The sequence below is a fragment of the Mesorhizobium sp. M0954 genome, from assembly GCF_040319155.1.
GTDB lineage: Bacteria > Pseudomonadota > Alphaproteobacteria > Rhizobiales > Rhizobiaceae > Mesorhizobium.
The window spans coordinates 187,550-204,544 of sequence record NZ_JAMYNR010000008.1 but is presented as its reverse complement, the minus strand read 5'-3'; the positions used below and the strand labels follow the sequence as shown (position 1 = coordinate 204,544).

At 63.1% G+C, this 16,995-nt stretch carries 15 protein-coding genes; 6 read left to right on the top strand and 9 right to left on the bottom strand.

Annotated elements, in window-relative coordinates:
• Nucleotides 1-42: 42 nt before the first annotated feature.
• On the bottom strand, nt 43-2,697 hold the full coding sequence (locus tag NKH93_RS13815) for a helix-turn-helix transcriptional regulator (protein WP_352922434.1): 2,655 nt from the start codon (nt 2,695-2,697) through the stop codon (nt 43-45).
• A gap of 143 nt (nt 2,698-2,840) precedes the next feature.
• Between NKH93_RS13815 and NKH93_RS13810 the strand changes: the two genes are divergently transcribed.
• The 3 genes from NKH93_RS13810 to NKH93_RS13800 all read left to right on the top strand — a co-directional run bounded on the left by NKH93_RS13810 (nt 2,841) and on the right by NKH93_RS13800 (nt 4,065).
• On the top strand, nt 2,841-3,113 hold the full coding sequence (locus tag NKH93_RS13810; protein ID WP_023677971.1) for a DUF4242 domain-containing protein: 273 nt from the start codon (nt 2,841-2,843) through the stop codon (nt 3,111-3,113).
• A gap of 67 nt (nt 3,114-3,180) precedes the next feature.
• Nucleotides 3,181-3,402 carry a hypothetical protein gene (locus NKH93_RS13805; protein WP_352821638.1) on the top strand — a complete coding sequence of 74 codons (222 nt, stop codon included), beginning with the start codon at nt 3,181-3,183 and terminating at the stop codon, nt 3,400-3,402.
• A gap of 162 nt (nt 3,403-3,564) precedes the next feature.
• The gene (locus NKH93_RS13800; RefSeq protein ID WP_352619584.1) at nt 3,565-4,065 is read left to right on the top strand and encodes a hypothetical protein; all 501 of its coding nucleotides are present in this window, start codon (nt 3,565-3,567) and stop codon (nt 4,063-4,065) included.
• Nucleotides 4,066-4,212: 147 nt separating this feature from the next.
• On the opposite strand, the gene NKH93_RS13795 is transcribed toward NKH93_RS13800, so the two are convergent.
• From NKH93_RS13795 to NKH93_RS13780, 4 genes are all read right to left on the bottom strand, one after another.
• Complete coding sequence (locus tag NKH93_RS13795) at nt 4,213-5,073, bottom strand: restriction endonuclease (protein ID WP_352970624.1); 861 nt, start codon at nt 5,071-5,073, stop codon at nt 4,213-4,215.
• 12 nt (nt 5,074-5,085) lie between these two features.
• On the bottom strand, nt 5,086-5,340 hold the full coding sequence (locus NKH93_RS13790) for a hypothetical protein (protein WP_352820140.1): 255 nt from the start codon (nt 5,338-5,340) through the stop codon (nt 5,086-5,088).
• Entirely contained in the window at nt 5,337-5,621 is a 285-nt protein-coding gene (locus tag NKH93_RS13785) for a hypothetical protein (RefSeq protein ID WP_352820139.1), read from the bottom strand. Before NKH93_RS13785 ends, NKH93_RS13790 begins: the two co-directional genes overlap by 4 nt.
• A gap of 104 nt (nt 5,622-5,725) precedes the next feature.
• Nucleotides 5,726-9,055 (bottom strand): type ISP restriction/modification enzyme, encoded by a 3,330-nt coding sequence (locus NKH93_RS13780; RefSeq protein ID WP_352970623.1) that lies wholly within the window; start codon nt 9,053-9,055, stop codon nt 5,726-5,728.
• Nucleotides 9,056-9,289: 234 nt separating this feature from the next.
• On the opposite strand from NKH93_RS13780, the gene NKH93_RS13775 reads away from it, so the two are divergent.
• From NKH93_RS13775 to NKH93_RS13765, 3 genes are all read left to right on the top strand, one after another.
• Nucleotides 9,290-10,690: a lipopolysaccharide biosynthesis protein gene (locus NKH93_RS13775; RefSeq protein ID WP_352471346.1), complete on the top strand. Its 1,401-nt coding sequence runs from the start codon at nt 9,290-9,292 to the stop codon at nt 10,688-10,690.
• Nucleotides 10,690-11,970, top strand: coding sequence for a GNAT family N-acetyltransferase (locus NKH93_RS13770; RefSeq protein ID WP_352471347.1), 1,281 nt, complete (start codon nt 10,690-10,692; stop codon nt 11,968-11,970). The genes NKH93_RS13775 and NKH93_RS13770 overlap by 1 nt, the downstream gene beginning before the upstream one ends.
• Nucleotides 11,971-12,182: 212 nt before the next feature.
• Nucleotides 12,183-12,791: a hypothetical protein gene (locus NKH93_RS13765; RefSeq protein ID WP_352471348.1), complete on the top strand. Its 609-nt coding sequence runs from the start codon at nt 12,183-12,185 to the stop codon at nt 12,789-12,791.
• 267 nt (nt 12,792-13,058) lie between these two features.
• On the opposite strand, the gene ssuD is transcribed toward NKH93_RS13765, so the two are convergent.
• From ssuD to tauA, 4 genes are all read right to left on the bottom strand, one after another.
• Nucleotides 13,059-14,207: an FMNH2-dependent alkanesulfonate monooxygenase gene (gene ssuD, locus NKH93_RS13760; protein ID WP_352471349.1), complete on the bottom strand. Its 1,149-nt coding sequence runs from the start codon at nt 14,205-14,207 to the stop codon at nt 13,059-13,061.
• Nucleotides 14,208-14,249: 42 nt separating this feature from the next.
• Complete coding sequence (locus NKH93_RS13755; protein ID WP_352471350.1) at nt 14,250-15,098, bottom strand: ABC transporter permease subunit; 849 nt, start codon at nt 15,096-15,098, stop codon at nt 14,250-14,252.
• Nucleotides 15,095-15,889 carry a taurine ABC transporter ATP-binding protein gene (locus NKH93_RS13750; protein WP_352471351.1) on the bottom strand — a complete coding sequence of 265 codons (795 nt, stop codon included), beginning with the start codon at nt 15,887-15,889 and terminating at the stop codon, nt 15,095-15,097. The genes NKH93_RS13755 and NKH93_RS13750 overlap by 4 nt, the downstream gene beginning before the upstream one ends.
• Nucleotides 15,890-15,958: 69 nt before the next feature.
• Nucleotides 15,959-16,966 carry a taurine ABC transporter substrate-binding protein gene (gene tauA, locus NKH93_RS13745; protein WP_352471352.1) on the bottom strand — a complete coding sequence of 336 codons (1,008 nt, stop codon included), beginning with the start codon at nt 16,964-16,966 and terminating at the stop codon, nt 15,959-15,961.
• Between the last annotated feature and the right edge of the window lie 29 nt (nt 16,967-16,995).

Genomic DNA, 16,995 nt, shown 5'->3' with positions numbered 1-16,995 from the left:
CCAGAGGGGGGCGCGAAGGATCGCGACCCGAAGAAGACAGGCTCAAATCAACCCCGAATCGCGCGCCGCGGCCGTCGCCTCACCCCGCGAAACCGCGTCCAGCTTGCCCAGAACCGCCGAGACGTGGTGATCGACCGTCTTCGGCGAGATGGTCAGGTGCTCGGCGATCCGCTTGTTGGAAAAGCCGCGCTCGATCAGTTGCAGCACCTCCATCTGGCGCTGGGTCAGGCCCGCGCGATTGGCGCGCGTGGTTCGGCGCGGCCCCCTTGCAATGCCGTTGACGCCGTTGCGGCGCATGATATCGCGCAGGTAAACGGCGACCGGCCTGGCGCCGAGGCTTTCGAAAATCTCCAGCGCCAGGCGCTGCGCGGTCTCGTCGCCCTCTGCCAACGCCAGCCCGCGTTCGTAGGGCGCGTTCATCTCGGCCCATAGTTCTGCCGCCGCCTGCCAGTCGCCGGCGAGCAGCAGCCGGTAGGGCGCGGCCATGCCGATGGTGTCGCCTGGATCCATGTCCGGCGCCAGCTTCTGCCGCCACGTCGCCAGCTCGCCGAAACCCGCCCGCGTCGTCGACAAGCTCTCAGCCAGTGCGATCAGGCCGAGCGCCTCATCCTTGTCAGCCTGGCCGAGCCACGCCCGTTCGGCCACCAGCGCCGCATAGGGCGCCAGGCGCTGCAATTCCAATCCCTTATCCAGGAACTGCGTCATTTCGGCAAAAAGCGGCTCGGCGGACGGGTCGCCGCGCCGTATCCGCAGCTTTGCCAGGGCGACCACGGCGGGATAGCGGACCAGCATCGTCGCCTGATCGTTGGCGATCACCTCGAGCGCCTCGCCGGCAGCCTCTTCCCATTGCCCCTGGCGCAGCAGCAACTGGGCCAGCACGCCGCGCATATAGTCGCGCCAGGTGACGAGATCGTTTTCGACGCAATAGTTGATGCCGCGATCGAGGAACGACCGCGCCTCAGCGAAGCCGAGCTGGTTCATCTCGCTGCAGGCGCTGTTGGTGAAGGCGCGCGCCGCATGTTCCTGAAAATTCTGCTCCAGCGCGATCTCCAGGCTGCGGGCAAGGTGCAGCCGTCCGTTTGCCAGATCCAGCCACTGCTCGGCGCTGCCGACATTGTTGAGCGCGTGGCAGACGATGTCGGGCCGGTTCAGTTGTTCGGCGAGCGCAATCGCCTTGTTGCCGAGCCGCAGCGTGTCGTCGAGCCTTTCGGCCAGCATCGCCAGTTGCGAGAGGTTGGAATAGGCCATGGCGAGCTCCGGCCCGGCCGGCGCGGTCTCAAGCAGCTGAACCGCCTGCTCGCCAAGGGCATCGGCAGCCATGCGGTCGCCAAGCAGGTAGGCAAAGCGCGACAGCCATCTGAGGCAATCCCCTTCCTTCGCCGTATTCCCCTGGGCCTGATGCAGCCGGCGCGCCTGGTTCTGCGCGGCGATGGCCTCGTCGATCTTGCCGATGAGGTGGCACTCGAAGGCATATTTCTCATGGAGCGCCGTGCGCTCCTCCACCGGCAGGCTGTCGGCCTGCCGCAACACGGCTTCATAGAAGCCGGCCGCATCGCGATGGGCGCCGACGCGGGAGGCCTCGCGCGCCGCAACCGGGGCCAGTTCGCGCACTGCCTGCAGATTGTGCGCCTCCACCGCGTGATGCACCAGGCGGCCGGTGGAAACCTCACTGTTTTCGAGAAGGGCGGCCAGGGCGCGCTGGTTGAACTGCCGCCGGTGGCTCGTCGTCAACATGGCCTCGATGGCGCGGCGGGCGATCTCGTGCCGGAACGCATAGCCATCGCCCAGATCCTCCAGCAAGCCGTTGGCGACGCATTCGGCAAGCTGGCCGGCGCTGGCGACGCTGCACAGGCCCTGCAACGCCCAGGCATCGGCCCGCCGTGGAAACACCGACACCGCGTCGAGCATCGCGCGGGCGCCGGCCGACAGGCGCTCGGCCCGCGCCAGAACCGCGTCGCGCACGCTTGCCGGCAGCGCCGTTTTTTCCTCGCATCCGCTGCACAACAGTTCGGTGACGAAAAAGGCGTTGCCCGCCGTCGCCCGGTAGATAGCCTCGCCATCGCGCCCCGCCGCCTCGGCCAGCGACAGCACCGCCGACTCGCTGAGCAGCGGCACGTCGATGCGCGCGACGCTGCCTGCCGGTATCTCGCCGAGCGCGCGGCGCACCCGCATCTGTCCCTCGCTGCGATCGGTGCGCGCCGTTAGCAGCAGCAAGAGATGCCTGTTGGCGATGCGCCGGCCGAGAAAGCGGACGAAATCGAGCGTCGCATCATCGGCCCAGTGCAAGTCCTCGATCACCAGCAGGGTCGGCTGCGCCTTTGTCTCGAAGATGTCGAGCGCATCCGAAAACAGCGGCAGCCTCTGTCCCTGCCGATGATCGATCGCCTGCGGCAGCGCCCATTGCGCGTCCCGCGCCAGATCGTAAAGCGGCCCGAGCGGATCGGGTATCGACAGATCCTCGCAGGCGCTGCGGAATATGCGCGTGGCTTGCGCAGTCCGGTCGATGAAGGCCTCGACAAGCGCGGTCTTGCCGGCCCCGGCCTCGCCAGCAAGCACCGCTACGCAGCCACGGCCGCGCCCGGCATCGGCCAGCAGCCCGTCGAGTCGCTCCAGCTGTGTCTGCCGTTCCAGAAGCATCATTCGCTCACGCAGATCGAGTTCGCCGAAAAGGCGGACCCGCGATGGACCCGCCAACATATCCCCCGCTCATAACGCTGCCAACATAGGGAATCGTCCCGCCAAAAATGGGGAAAGGCTCCGATGTGCGCTCTTGCCGGGCGTGATCAATGTCGAGCCGCGCTCAAAACCGGGCGTGACCCACTGGAGAAAGGAAGGCTTCCATGCCTCGCTATCTGATTGAACGCACATTCCCGGACGGCCTCAACGTGCCGATGAACGAAGCCGGCGCCGACGCGCTGGGCGGTGTCGTCATGCGCAATGCCGAAAAGGGCGTCACCTGGCTGCAGTCCTACGTGTCGCCGGACAAGAAGCGCAGCTTCTGCATCTACGACGCGCCCTCGCCCGAGGCGATCCGCAGCACCGCCCAGAAGAATTCGCTGCCTGTCGACAAGATCACGGAGGTGCGGGTTCTTGACCCCTACTTTTACCGTTGATGGCAGGCAAACCCCAAGTGGCGGACAAAAGGATGAGTATCAAACTGCCATTCGCGGCAATTGCGACATGCCTGATGGCATGCCGGTCGGCGAACCGGCGCCTGTCGTGGGAAACCCCGGCGGTTCCCTGCTTGGCCGTCTATGGCGGATCGCGGCGGCGCTGCCTTCGCGTCTGCTGGGCAGGCGGCGCCGGCTGCCCCCGCAAGACGATTATCTGAGACAGGACATGGGACTGCCCGAACGCGAGCAGCGGCGCGAATACTGGGAATATTATTGGTGGGACCATTAGGCCGTCGCGCCGTTTGGACGGGCTGAAACAAGCTGCGCAACCGGCCGCATCATTGCGGCCGACATGAAAACAGGACGAGCGACCTGTTTCGCAAAATTCCAACGGACGCCGCAGCGTTGAGCAGACCCGATCGGTGCGCGTCCTCAAACAACCGGAGAGAACATGAACATCAATCTTTGCACCGGGCGCCTTGCCGCCCTGGCCATCCTGTCAATCGCCGCCACCGCGGCCCAGGCAAAGGACGGCAATCCGCTGGCCGACATGGTACGAGCCGCCAACAGCCGCTTCGAGAATGTGGCGGCGGCGACGGCCGAAGGCTACGCGCCCATCCCCTGCGCCAGCGGCATCACCGGCGGCGCCATGGGCATCCACTATGTCAATCCCGGCTACCTCAAGGACGATGCTGTCGATGTCGCCAAGCCGGAAGCGGTGATGTACGAGCCGATGGCCGACGGCACGCTAAAACTGATCGCGGTCGAATACATCACCTCGAAAGGCCCGGCCTCGCTCGATGGGCATCTGTTCAACTTCAACAGCGCCCCCAATCGCTATGGCCTCGGCCCGTTCTACGAGCTGCATGTCTGGGCCTGGAAGGGCAACCCGACCGGCGCCTTCGCCGACATGAACCCGAATGTTTCATGTGATGCGATGAAGGGGATGTAGCCTCTTCCTTCTCCCCGTCATACGGGGAGAAGGTGCCCGACGGGCGGATGAGGGGCAGCGCGGACTTTCGCGATTGGCCGATCTCCCCACTTGAGGGGGAGATGGCCGGCAGGCTAGAGGGGGGCGCTGTCCCGCCAGCGTGACCAGCTAAAATCCCGCGAAGGCGGCTTCGTCCACAGTTACTTCCTCAACCATCTTCACGCGCACGCCGATCTTCTGCTCCTTGAGCAGGTCGCATAATCCGTCGCCGTCGATCAGGTCGATGGCCGGTGCTCCGTCGCGCACGGCCTCTCGACGAGCATCCGCCGTAAAAGTACCGGTGGTGATAATCAGGCCCTTGTCCGCCCGCCCCACCATGGCGCCGCGAAAGTCTCGCACAACGCCTGCCCCGACTGATCCTCTCCAGCGCTTGGATTGGAACAGCACGTGGAATGAAAGCAGGTTGACCCGCAATACGCCGGTACCGTGGATGCCGCCGTCGCCGCTCCTCCCGGTTACTTCGACCTTGATGAAACCCGCCTCTCGGAGGAGCCGCTGGCACAAGCGCTCGAAGGCTGCTGGGTCCAGCGCCAAGAGAATGTCGAGCAATTGCTCGCGCCAATCCTTCAAAGAGATTTCCGCTGCTTCCGCCTCGACCTCTACCCGCTCAGGGGTGACGACAACCTTCGCCTTGCGCAAAGCGGCATCCGCCCGCCTGACGCTCCGCACGATCTCGTCCGGATTGAGTGACAACGCTGCACGGCCTTCCGCAGTCAGGGCCCACACGCCGCGCTCGCTATTATTCGTAAACCCCGCATTCTTCAGCCAACTCCGCGCCCAGGCGCAGCGATAGTCGAATTTCGACCTTGGCCCATCGCCAACCAGCACCGTCCGCGCCGCGTCGGAAACGTTCATCAACACAGCCGTCTTGTCGTCAATCTCTTCGATCGAAGCCGAGCCACCGAGTGCGTCCAACGCCCTGAGAACCGGCACGAAGAACTCTGCGAAAGGTGGAACGGTTGCTTTCATTGGTCCCCACCCTTACGCCGCCTTAAGCCGTTTCAACTCCAACTCAAAGGCAACTCGCAAGGCCTCGCCCTCTTCCGGCGGAAGCAACAGCGTCAGCTCCGGAACCAGCTTCTCCCAGCTAGCTGTCTCGGCTTCGCTCCACGGCAGCCGCTCAGCTTTGCCGGCAAGGCGAAGCAGTCGGTTGAGGTGCTTGCGGATATAGGCGACGTTAGGAGCGCGAGGCTCCGTGACAGCACGTTCGGTTGCGAAAAACGAAAGCTGATTCATGCAGCTTTCAGCCGCTCCATTTCGGCCTCGAACTCGAACTTCAACTGCGCCGCTTCTTCCTCCGGCAGCCAAAGCGCCATCTGTGGCACGATCTTGCGGTAGAGCCGGACGCTGTCCTGATCCCAAGGCAGCGTTTCGGCGCCGCGCGCCTCGGCGATAAGCCTGTGCAATCGCGCGCGTACCCGGTCCGGATCGCCATGATAATAAACGGTCGGCGCATCCTCATCGAACAGTTCGGACTGTTCTTCGGCGCCAAAAAGGTCGAGTTGATTTCTTGCCATGTCCACGGATGCAAGGGTTCGATTCTGACCCGAACTATGCCTCATCCCGTTTCGTGAAGCGACTACCCGCGATCGGCTTATCCCCGTATTCCTGACGTCGCCTGTCAGTTGACCTTTTCCGCACCGCCGGCTGCGAGCGCCGATTGCAGGTGTGCTACCTTGATCAATTCAGCATCTAGGATGCGCTCCATGAGGTCGCCCTGCGCCGGCTCCAGCGCCACCAACCGGCCAAGCACGTTGAGCAGATCGATCAGGTCGGTCGTGTATTCGGCGAGCCAGTGGTCTGGTTGCACAAAATCTAAGGGCGACGGCGGTCGCTTATCGCCGATCTGCGGACGCGATCGGTCGCGCTTGCGATAGCTGAACCAATGCCAGACCACCTGCTTGCCCGACACCTCGTAGTCCCACATTTCCGGCGTGACATTGTCTACGAAGCCTTTGCCTACATGGAGCCGGCGCTTCACGGGATCGTACTCCATAGTATCCGGAAGTGGCTGCGGTGCGCCGGGGATTGCGCCACCGATCGGAACTGTCGGGGCTGCGTCCCTTACCATCCGGGGCGGCGCCTTCGGTCGACCCGCGGTGGGATCGAAAAACCGCTCACCATAAGTGTGCAGCCAGATTACCTCGCGACCCAACGTCACGGCTTCCGAAAACAGCGAAGGATCGGCGGTCAGCGGCACGCGCAGGCCGGGCTGCACGAGGTCAGGTTGGAAGCGTTTGGTAAAGGCCGGATGTGCCATCACTGCTGCAAGATAGGCGACTACATCCTCGGCCGATATTGGATGGCCGTACGTTTCCGCCAACAGGGCGATCAGCTTCTTTGAGACATTCGGCTCCTTGGCAGCAGCATCGCGCCATAGCGGATGCACGCGGCCGCCGAAGGAGCCTTTATAGTGGTCGTAATCCGGAACATAGCCTGTGAATGTGATTGCCGGTCCGGATCTTGGTGATGCTCGATATAACCCCGTGAGGTAAACTTGGTGGTTCGAGTGTGTATTCCACAGTGTCGGATTCAATTGATTAATCACCCGCACATCGGGAATAATCCATTGTCGATCCAATGTCCTATAGCCATAGCGGATTGGATTTATTACTGGGCCTCTGTCGAAGATGATTGGTCCTGGTCGGTGTTCATGGCCCCTAACGGCATCCTTCACAATTTTGCGAATATGCTTGTCGCCTGGCACACCGTCACGAAGGTGAGGATGGAATTTCTGCTCCTTTCGATCAGGATCAGCTTCAGATGCTAAGCTCTCCCACCGACTTCCGAGTGAAAGCGAATCCGGCGCGATGATCCATGTTCTGCCCGGCTGAACGCCGGAACCGTTGTATGTGAAGAATTCGCTGAGCTGGGGAAAACTCGACCATGCCCCCGTCGCCGCCGGAGAGAACGGGTCGCGCCAGCCGGTGAGACAGTCCTCCCAATCCGTGCCGTGGAACGAGAGCTGTTCCAGCGCCTTAAACTTCTCCTCGCGACGGCCTTTCGGCAATGCGTGGAAACGAACCCGAGCCGGCTTGTTGTTGTCCTTGGCCAGTTTCTTCGCCGCGAGCACGATACAGACTGGCTGCTGTACGCCTTGAAAGACGCGCGTCGGGACATTTGGCTGGTGCCCTTCCGGCGAACAGTCCACCACCCAAATGTCCGAGCAACTGCGCCTAAGGTCGTCGCGCATCTTCTCGAAGCCCGGGCCGTTGAGGAACCCGGCTACGCTGATGAAGCAAACAATGCCTTCCTCGTCCTTGTCGGGCAGACCGGTCGATGCGTTGAGCCCCGAGCCAAAAACCTTCCATGTCGCCCAGCGCCAGAAATAAACATAGAGATTTTTCAGATGCTTGGCGTGCGCGCCCACGCCCCAACCGTTCGGCGGCGTCCACCAGCTCATCGGCGACGGCCGACCCTTCGTGCCGGCCTCGATCCAACCGCCGCGTCCCTTGGCCTTTTCCTTGTAGGGCGGGTTCCCGATGACGACAGTGATCTTTTGAGTCTTCTTGATCGTGTTGGCATCACGCCGCGATTTTGCAACGGCGCCAACCTGAACAAGCGTCTCTTCCTCAACGAACGGATTGCCGAGCGTGTTGGTAATGAATAACCTCAATTCTGGGACATGCGGCAGATCGCCATCGTTCGTCTTCATCAACGTCTGCATCTCGGCAATAAGACGAAGCTGCGCCACCGCGAACGGGCCAAACTGAAGCTCGAAGCCGACCAGTCTCTGCGCCGCCGCCGCGATTGAGCCGCGCACGGCACCTTCGCCCTGATCGTTGGCCACCGTTGAAGCGATATGGCGCAATACACCTAGCAGAAAGGTGCCGGTGCCGACCGCCGGGTCGGCAATCGTCACGTCGGCCGACGCAAGCCCGGCGTGGCGCTCGAACAAAGGGCCACGCAACGTCTCATCGACCAGTCGCACCATCGCGCTGACCACTTCTGGCGGGGTGTAGTATGAGCCGGTCTTCTTCCGCAGCGTGTTGTCATAGACTTCAAGGAAATCTTCGTAGAAATAGAGCCACGCTTCCGGTTTATCCTTGCTGATCGTGTGCCAGTTCACCTCATTGAGAACGCGGGTCAGCGTTTGCAGCGATGTCTTCAGCGCCTGCTGGTTGGCCTCGTCGTCGGTCAGAAGCCCGAGCGCGGTGCCGATCAGAGAATTCGTCTTTCTCAGCTCGTAGGCCGCTTGGTGAATGCCGCCGGTGAGTGGAATATCTAGGGCTCGTGCAACGAGAAGGCCGAAGGTCACCGCTTGCGCGTAACCATCAGCGAATTGGGCGTCGTCGGCTTCCGGAAACAGCAGCTTGCGCCAGTCTTTCGCCAGCGCCGTCAATCCTTCGCTGCCACGGGCCATCTGCTCCACGACCTCGTCGCGTAACAGCCGGCAGAGCCGCGCGCTGACTTCCGCCAGGCGCCTTGCATTTGGCGGCGCGATCGGAGCCCAGGTCAGAAAGTTATTGATCAACGGAAGAAGACTGGCTGGCGCACCCAGCTTCGCGCCTGAAGAGACAACGTCACCATCCAGCAAGACGACTTTGCCCTGCAGCACTCCATCTTGCCAAAGGCTGAACGCATTGCCATCGGTGTAGAGCAGATTGGGTAATGACTTCAGCTTGTTCCACTGGTCTTTGTCATGCGGGTCACTGAAATGGCGAGGGTCAGCGCCCTTCCCGGGCTGCTTGACCTCGATGAAGCCGACAAGCGCATTGTTGACTGTTACGGCGAAGTCCGGACGCGTCTTGATGTCAGCAAGACTTGTCTCCCCCACGAGGTGGACCGATCCGGCGGCGTATTTCGCCAGTTCGGCAAGCTCGTGCACCAGCCTTTCGAGCGGTCCGCGAAGCTGATCCTCTGGTGCGCCTCCGATTGCCGGATTTGAAAGCTTCGGCTTAAGCGATGCGCCGTAGGCGGATACCGCATCAGCGACAGTCTTTTCCGTCATTTCTCCCCCGGGCCGCGCAAGAGCGTGATTAGTCTTGTTCCGCATCAAGACTCGAATCGAGCATAACTAGGAAGCTCGCCCATGCCAGCAGATTTTATTTGTCGGCGTCCGCTCGCATCGCCATGCGGCCGGCATGATCAGAGTGCGGGCCCCTCCACCGCCCACCCAACCGTTTCTTAATGTGTCTCCGCTACACCCAACCCCTGTAAATTGGCGGAAAACGGAGAGTATTGGGTGCGCTTTTCCGCGGCGACGACAGCCGGGCGGTTCCTGCCGCAGCGCCTTGCGCTGCGCATAAGGCCGCTGCTTGGCCTGATCGATGCCGTCCTGTTCAGCGCCGGCGCGCGCGGCGAGGCCGGCCGCATGTCGCTGATCGCCTTTTCAGTCCGCATCGTCAGCGCCGTCATCGCCTTCGTCAGCCAGGTCTTGATGGCGCGCTGGATGGGCTCGTTCGAATACGGCATTTTCGTGCTCGTGTGGGTGACGATGGTCATCGTCGGCAATCTCGCCTGCCTCGGCTTCCACACCTCGATCATCCGCTTCATTCCCGAATATCGCGAGCGTGGCATGATGGCCGAACTGCGCGGCATCGTGCGGGCCAGCCGGCTGTTCGTACTGGTTGCCTCGACGCTGATCGCCGGCCTCGGCGCGCTCGGCGTCTGGCTGCTGTCGCCCTTTATCGAGAACTACTATGTCGTGCCGTTCATCCTCGGCATCATCTGCCTGCCGATGATTGCCATGTCCGACCTTCTGCAAGGGCTGGCGCGGGCCAATTCCTGGGCACTGTTTGCGCTGTCGCCGACATTCCTGGTGCGGCCGCTGCTGATCCTGGCGTTCATGGCGCTGATGCTGCTGGCGGGCTATGCGCCCGACGCCAAGACGGCGATCTTCGCCGCGATCGCCGCCACCTATGCCACCACGCTCGGCCAGCTCATCGGCGTGACGTCGCGCATCGACAAAAGAATCCCGGCCGGACCGATGAAATTGCATTTCGGCCAATGGTTCATCGTCTCGCTGCCGATCTTCCTGGTCGAGAGCTTCTTCTTCCTGCTCACCAATGCCGACGTGCTGATGGTCGGCGCCTATCTCCATCCCAACGACGTCGCCGTCTATTTCGCCACCGTCAAGACGCTGGCGCTGGTGCATTTCGTCTATTTCGCGGTCAAGGCCGGCGTCGCCCAGCGCTATGCCCAGTTCACCCATGGCGAGCCGCAAAAGCTCGCCGCCTTCGCCCGCGAAACCGTGTCGTGGACCTTCTGGCCGTCGCTGGCGATGGCGCTGCTCGTGCTGGCCCTGGGCGAGCCGATGCTGACCCTGTTCGGCCCGGAATTTTCCGCCGGCTATCCGCTGCTGTTCGTGCTGGTGTTCGGCGTCGTCGCGCGGGCCGCCGTCGGCCCTTGCGAAAGCCTGCTCACCATGAGCGGCAACCAGAATATCTGTGCCGCTGTCTATGCCATGACGCTGGCCTTCAACATCGCGCTTAGCGTCGTGCTGATCCCGCTCTTCGGTCTGTGGGGCGCGGCGATGGCCACCGTCTTCGCCATGATCTTCGAGGCCGGCGCGCTGTCCTTTACGGTCTGGCGCAAGCTCGGCATCGCCATGGTCATTTTCGTGCCCGCCAAAGGAGCCGCCTGATGGCTGCCGTCCCCTTGCTCGAGGAAACCAGCGGCGGCCCGGCCGGCGCCATGGTGTCCGGCCTTGCCGGGCTTGCCCGCGAAGCCGATCCCGCCCATGTCGAGATCCTCGCCAACAACCGGCCCGAGCGCAAGCTTGCCATCTATCCGGCCTCCGCCGGCTTCGACCTGGTCGAGGAGCTCGACTATCTCTGCACCCGCACGATCGAGCCCAACGTCTTCTTCAATCCGCGCTTCCTGGCGCCGGCCATGCCCAGACTGGAGGACCGCGAGGTGCGGCTGGCCGTCATCCGCGACGGCGACCAGTACCGCAACCGGCTGCGCCTGCTGGTGCCGTTCTCGGTCGAGCGGCCGGCGGTGCCGCTCGGCGTTCCAGTCATGCGCACCTGGTCGAGCCCGTTCGGCCCGATCGGCACGCCGCTGGTCGACCGCGACGATCCGATCGGCGTGATCGAGGATCTCTTCTCGATGCTGTCCAGGCCGCATCTCAAGCTGCCGAAAGTCTTCGTGCTGCCCGACATAAGGCTGGACGGCCCGGTGGCCAGCCTGCTCGCCAGCGTCGCCGAAACGCGCGGCCTGACGCTGGTCACCACCGGCAAGGCCGAGCGCCCGGTGCTCGAAAGCGAGCTCGACGGCGAGGAATATCTGAAGGCTTCGCTGCGCGCGCACCATTATCGCGAGTTCCGCCGCCTGAAGCGCCGCCTCGCCGACCTCGGCCGGCTGGAGCATGTCGTGGCGCGCGGGCCTGACGAGATCCGCCACGCCATCGAAAATTTCCTGACGCTGGAGGCTGCCGGCTGGAAAGGCCGCGAGCGCACCGCCATGGCCATCGACCGCTACCGCGCCGCCTTCGCCCGCGAAGCGGTGCACCGGCTGGCCGAACAGGATCTTTGCCGCATCCATTCGCTGACGCTCGACGGCCGCACCATCGCCTGCCTGGTCGTCTTCGTCGAGGCCGGCGTCGCCTACACCTGGAAGACCGCCTATGACGAGACGCTCGCTGCCTGTTCGCCGGGCACGCTGCTGATGATCGAGGTGACCAGGCAGCATCTCGACGATCCCAACATCATGATGACCGATTCCTGCGCCGTGCCCGACCATCCGGTGATGAGCCGGCTGTGGAGCGAACGCAAGCCGATGGGCACGCTGGTGATCGGGCTGACGCCGGACGCCGACCGCCCCGCCCGCCAGGCGGCGTCGCAGCTTCACCTCTACCGCGAAACCCGCAACATGGCGCGCCTGCTGCGCAACCGGATGAGGAGCCTGCTGCGCCGCCGCTAGTGCATAGGGTCCAAAGTGGGCCCCGGCCCGTCCGTCTCTGCACCGTCGGCTCTCTCGGGCCTAGGTCGTCAGGGTTAATTCTCCCGATCAGCGGAAAGGATTAGCATCGACGCAGTCCCAACCGGGATGAGGCGATCAATTACGGCCGCGCGTCCAGCATCACTGCCGCCTCGGTCCTGCACGGCCAGAAGAAAAAAATCTGGGAGGAATGCATGATGAAAACAACTCACCTCAGGCGTGTCGGTATCCTCACCTTGGCAGGTCTCGTTGGCGCGTGTCTGAACGCCGCCACTCCTCGGGCGGCCGAACCCGACAAAGCCGAGATCGATGCCCTGCGTAAATCGCTGTCCAGGTATGAAGACTACAAGGTTGCCATTCGCGAGCTTTATCTATCGACGGTAGGATGCGTCTTCTACAGCGGCGAAAAGGTAGAGGGGGCGATGGACTACCCGAAGGGCGCGATGGGCATCCATTTCGTCAACGTCACGACTGTCGGCCCGACCGCGGATCCGACGCGTCCCAATGTGCTGATCTACGAGCCGGTCGGCGGCGAATTGCGCCTGGTCGGCGTGGAATGGCTCGTGCCCTTGACCCCGGACACCAAGGAGCCGCCGAAGCTTTTCGGCCAGACATTCATGGGGCCTATGGAGGGGCATTATCCGCTCATCCCGAAGGAGTTCCACCACTACGACCTTCACGCCTGGCTGTTCAAGGACAACCCGCTCGGAATGTTCAGCCCGACGAACCCGGACGTGAAATGCGACAATTATGCGTTCCCGATGCCTGAGCAGCCGACCAAGATGGTGCCGGGACCAATGTGAGCGACCTCGTTACCGCCTGAGGCTGTCGGAGGGGCGGGCCGCGGCCCCAATAGCAGTTATCCCAGGAGGGCTCCTGGGATAACGCCAGCCGAGCTCGCTTGAGAGGCCGGATATGTCTTATCCTAACTTTATCCGGCGGTTAGCCAGGACGCTCGTTGCTCTCGATCGATTCCCGAAAGCCATGTCATTGGACCTGGCCGCAGCCTCGCTCCGATCGCCGTCGCGAAGCCACATGACATCGCTCTGGCCGACGCTGTCGGCAGGACGTCACGAAGCGGACGCGGTGACTTTGGGGCGTCCGAACTCGACGTCCCAGCTGCGCTCCTGGGGTGCGGTTTCGCCACTCAGGCCGAGTTTGGGGAAAAGCAATTCAGCGACGTTGAACGCCTCTTCCAGATGCGGATAGCCGGACGCGATGATGGTTTCGATGCCGATCTCCTGATATTCGCGAATGCGCGCGGCAACATTGTCGGGATTGCCGACCAGGGCCGTCCCCGCACCTCCGCGCACCAGCCCCGGTCCCGCCCATAGATTCGGGCCGACGACCAGCCGGTCGCGGCGGCCCTGATGGAGCGCCGACATGCGCTTTTGGCCGACGGATTCCGAAATGTGGACAAATCCCTTCTGGGCTTCGGCGATCAGGTCGTCGGTGACGTGGCTGATCAGCCGGTCGGCCGCCGCCCACGCCTCATCCTCCGTCTCACGTACGATCAGGTGAATGCGAAGGCCGAAGCGCATCATGCGGCCTTGCGCCGCTGCGGCTTCCCTGACGCGGGCGATCTTTTCGGCAAGCTGGTCCACCGGTTCACCCCAGCTCAGATAGGTGTCCACGTGCTTGGCGGCGATCGCGATGCCGGCATCCGAAGAGCCTCCGAACCAGAGTGGCGGATGCGGCCGCTGAACCGGCGGGAAGGAAATGTCGGTGCCGTGGGCGGAAAGGTACTTGCCGTCGAAATCCGCCGGCTCACCCGAAAGGATTCGCCGCCAGATCGTCAGGAACTCGTCGGTCTGTGCATAGCGCTCGTCATGACTGAGCTTGTTGCCGTCGCCGGCGAGATCGGCCGGGTCGGCTCCAGTGACGACATTGAGCAGGACACGACCACCGGAAATGCGGTCCAGAGTGGCTGCATGACGCGCAAACAGCGCCGGTGTACCGCTGCCCGGCCGAAGTGCCACGAGGAACTTCAGCCGTTCGGTGAGCGGGATCAGCCCGGCCGCCACGATCCAGGCGTCCTCACAACGCGTTCCTGTCGGCAGGAGCACACCCTTGAAGCCAAGCCGGTCCGCAGCCTGGGCGATCTCCCTGAGATAGCCGAAGGTTGCCGGGCGGTGCCGCTCGTCCGTGCCGAGATACGGTCCATCGCCATGGGTCGGCAGATACCAGTAGAGGTCGAGCGGACGGGTGTTGCTGGACATCGGATTGTTTCCTTCAGCGATTGCGGAATGTCTAGGCAAGCGTCAGATCTTGCCCTTCCAGGGGATGAGGCGATGCTCCAGCCAGCGCATGCCGCTGGTAAAGGCGAAGGCAAGAATGGCGATGACGATGAGGCCGACGAAGACGACGTCGGTGGCGAGGAAATTGGCCGCCGACATGATCATGTAGCCGAGGCCCGACTGGGCCGCGATCAACTCGGCCGCTACCAGCGTGGACAATCCGGCGCCGATGGCAATCTTAAGGCCGGTCATGATTTCCGGCAACGCGGACGGCAGGATGATGCTGGTGAAAAGTTGCAGCCGGCTCGCACCGAGCGACAGCGCGGCATTGATGCGTTCGGCCGGCACCGACCGGACGCCGGCCTGTGCGGCAAAACAGATCGGGGCGAAGGTCGACAGCGACAGGAGCACGATCTTGGACGTTTCGCCGATGCCCAGCCAGATGATCAGCAGCGGCAGGTAGGCCAAAGGCGGCAGACCCCAGTAGAGATCGATCGGAACGCTGAAGATGCCCTTGACCCAGCGATTGAGTCCCATCAGCAGGCCGAGCGGAACGCCCAGGAAAATGCCGCCACCGAGCGCCGCGGCGATGCGGCCGAGGCTGGCGAGTGTGTGCTCGAGGAGCGTACCGTTGGCATAGCCATCGGCCCAGACGGCGCTGAACTGGGTCAGTACCTCGGCGGGCGACGGCAGGAACAGCGGCGACGCCCAGCCGAAGCGCGTGGCCAAAAACCACAAGGCGATGAGCGACGCCAGGGTGACCAGGCTGATGCCGAGCGTGCTTGTCGAAGCGGACCGGCGCGTCTTGGGAGACGGCGCGCGTTGAGCTATCGAAGACGAAAAAGAGGTTCCGGAATTGGCGGCGAGCGTCATTGCAAGGTTCCTGTGCGGGCGCCTTCCGGCTGGTGGATGAGCGAGCGGATTTCCTGCCGCAGTTCGATGAAACGCGGGTGGGACTGGATCGGCCCGATGTCGCCGCTCTCAGCGAAGTCGCGAACGAAGTCGGCGTCGAACCGGGCAACGATGCGGCCTGGTCGAGGCGACATCACAACGATGGTGGTGCCGAGCGTGAGGGCTTCCTCGATCGAATGGGTAATGAACAGGATCTGCTTGCCGGTCTTGGCCCAGACCGAGGCCAGAAGCTGCTGCATCGTCTCGCGCGTCAGGCTGTCGAGGGCGCCGAACGGCTCGTCCATCAGCAGGATCTTCGGATCGGTGGCCAGCGCCCGCGCGATGCCGACTCGCTGGCGCATGCCGCCGGACAGTTCATAGGGCGGCTTTTCGGCGAAATCGGCGAGCCCGACCAGTTCCAGCAGACGCCTCGATCGCTCATGGCGTTCGCCGCGCCGCACGCCTCGGTATTTCAGGCCGAGAGCGACATTGTCCAGCACATTGGCCCAGGGCAGCAAGGTATCTTTCTGGAAGACGACGCCACGATCGCCGCCGGGCGCGACAATTTCTTTTCCGTCCAGTGTGATCGTGCCTTCGGTGAGCGGCAGGAAGCCGGCGATCGCGTTGAGCAATGTCGACTTGCCGCATCCGGAAGCACCAACCGCGACAACGATGGAATCTGGAGCGATATCGAGCGAGACGTGATCAAGCGCGTGTACGTCCTGGCCATCCGAGGCCGGAAAGGTCACGCTGGCATCGCGGATCCGAAGCATGGTGGGCCTCCAAGCAGTCTGGCTGGCGAGAATTCCGCCAGCCAGAACCTGAATTTCGTCAGGTGATTTCTAGTTCGAGGCCTTGGCAGCGTCTGCGTATTCCGGATCGGCGAACGCGGCGTAGCTGTCCTTGATGGCGGTGATCTTGTGCTGGTCCTTCAGGAAGCCTGCGGTGTCCTTGAGGATTTTCGCAACGGCGCTCTTGTCGCCACCGCCCAGCCATTTGTCGGACACCTGCTCGTCGAGCGGCGGAACCACAGTCGTCTTCAACTGCTCCGAATTCTCGGCCGCCGTGCCGCCCTGCAATTTGGCGATCAGCTTGGCGCTCTCTGAGTCCGGTCCCCATGCGGCCGGGTTGCTCAGGTAGGCGGTGTTGTAGCCGTCGATCAGCCGGACATACTGGCCGAGGAAGTCGGGATTGGCCTTGGCGAACTCGCCGGTCACGACCAGCGCGCTGAAGGTCGGCGCGCCACGGTCGGCGACCTGGCCGGCTGTGAGCAGAACCTTGCCGTCCTTTTTGAGTTCAGAGAGTGCCGGATCCCAGACGAAGGCCCCGTCAATGTCGCCGCGCTTCCAGGCAGCGACGATTTCGGGCTGCGGAATGGCGATGACCTGGGTTTCTTTCTCCGAAATGCCTTCCTGCTTGAGGACGGCGAGAAGCTGGTAATGGTCCGTCGATACTGGCGCGGCCGCGAGCTTCTTGCCCCGCAGGTCGGCCGGCGACTTGATATCGGGCCGCACCACCAGGGCTTCTCCGTCACGGGAGACCGAGGAGATGTAGAAGGCCTTCACGTCGATGCCCCTGCTGACGGCTGCGGCGAACGGGCTTGATCCGACATCGCCGATCTGGACGTCGCCGGATGCGATGGCAGCAAAGATGTCAGCACCGGAATTGAAGCGGCGGTATTCGATGTTCCAGCCGGTTTTCTTGGCAAGATCGCCGTTGGCAATACCGAGGTTGTAGGGATTGGCACCGGTCTGGTAGGCGATGACGACTTTCTTGTCGTCGGCATGCGCTGCAGCGGATGTGGCCGCTATGGCAAGCCCGACAAGGGCGGCGGAAATAAGTTTTCGCATGGAGCCTTAATCCTTTTGAACAGAGGGCA

Bases quoted from the DNA above. Each gene is read 5' to 3' on its own strand.
- NKH93_RS13750 (WP_352471351.1), bottom strand. From the start codon at position 15,889: ATGCTTCGGATCCGCGATGCCAGCGTGACCTTTCCGGCCTCGGATGGC.
- NKH93_RS13815 (WP_352922434.1), bottom strand. From the start codon at position 2,697: ATGTTGGCGGGTCCATCGCGGGTCCGCCTTTTCGGCGAACTCGATCTG.
- ssuD (WP_352471349.1), bottom strand. From the start codon at position 14,207: ATGTCCAGCAACACCCGTCCGCTCGACCTCTACTGGTATCTGCCGACC.
- NKH93_RS13765 (WP_352471348.1), top strand. From the start codon at position 12,183: ATGATGAAAACAACTCACCTCAGGCGTGTCGGTATCCTCACCTTGGCA.
- NKH93_RS13795 (WP_352970624.1), bottom strand. From the start codon at position 5,073: ATGAAAGCAACCGTTCCACCTTTCGCAGAGTTCTTCGTGCCGGTTCTC.
- NKH93_RS13755 (WP_352471350.1), bottom strand. From the start codon at position 15,098: ATGACGCTCGCCGCCAATTCCGGAACCTCTTTTTCGTCTTCGATAGCT.
- NKH93_RS13780 (WP_352970623.1), bottom strand. From the start codon at position 9,055: ATGACGGAAAAGACTGTCGCTGATGCGGTATCCGCCTACGGCGCATCG.
- tauA (WP_352471352.1), bottom strand. From the start codon at position 16,966: ATGCGAAAACTTATTTCCGCCGCCCTTGTCGGGCTTGCCATAGCGGCC.
- NKH93_RS13790 (WP_352820140.1), bottom strand. From the start codon at position 5,340: ATGAATCAGCTTTCGTTTTTCGCAACCGAACGTGCTGTCACGGAGCCT.
- NKH93_RS13805 (WP_352821638.1), top strand. From the start codon at position 3,181: ATGCCTGATGGCATGCCGGTCGGCGAACCGGCGCCTGTCGTGGGAAAC.
- NKH93_RS13770 (WP_352471347.1), top strand. From the start codon at position 10,690: ATGGCTGCCGTCCCCTTGCTCGAGGAAACCAGCGGCGGCCCGGCCGGC.
- NKH93_RS13810 (WP_023677971.1), top strand. From the start codon at position 2,841: ATGCCTCGCTATCTGATTGAACGCACATTCCCGGACGGCCTCAACGTG.
- NKH93_RS13785 (WP_352820139.1), bottom strand. From the start codon at position 5,621: ATGGCAAGAAATCAACTCGACCTTTTTGGCGCCGAAGAACAGTCCGAA.
- NKH93_RS13800 (WP_352619584.1), top strand. From the start codon at position 3,565: ATGAACATCAATCTTTGCACCGGGCGCCTTGCCGCCCTGGCCATCCTG.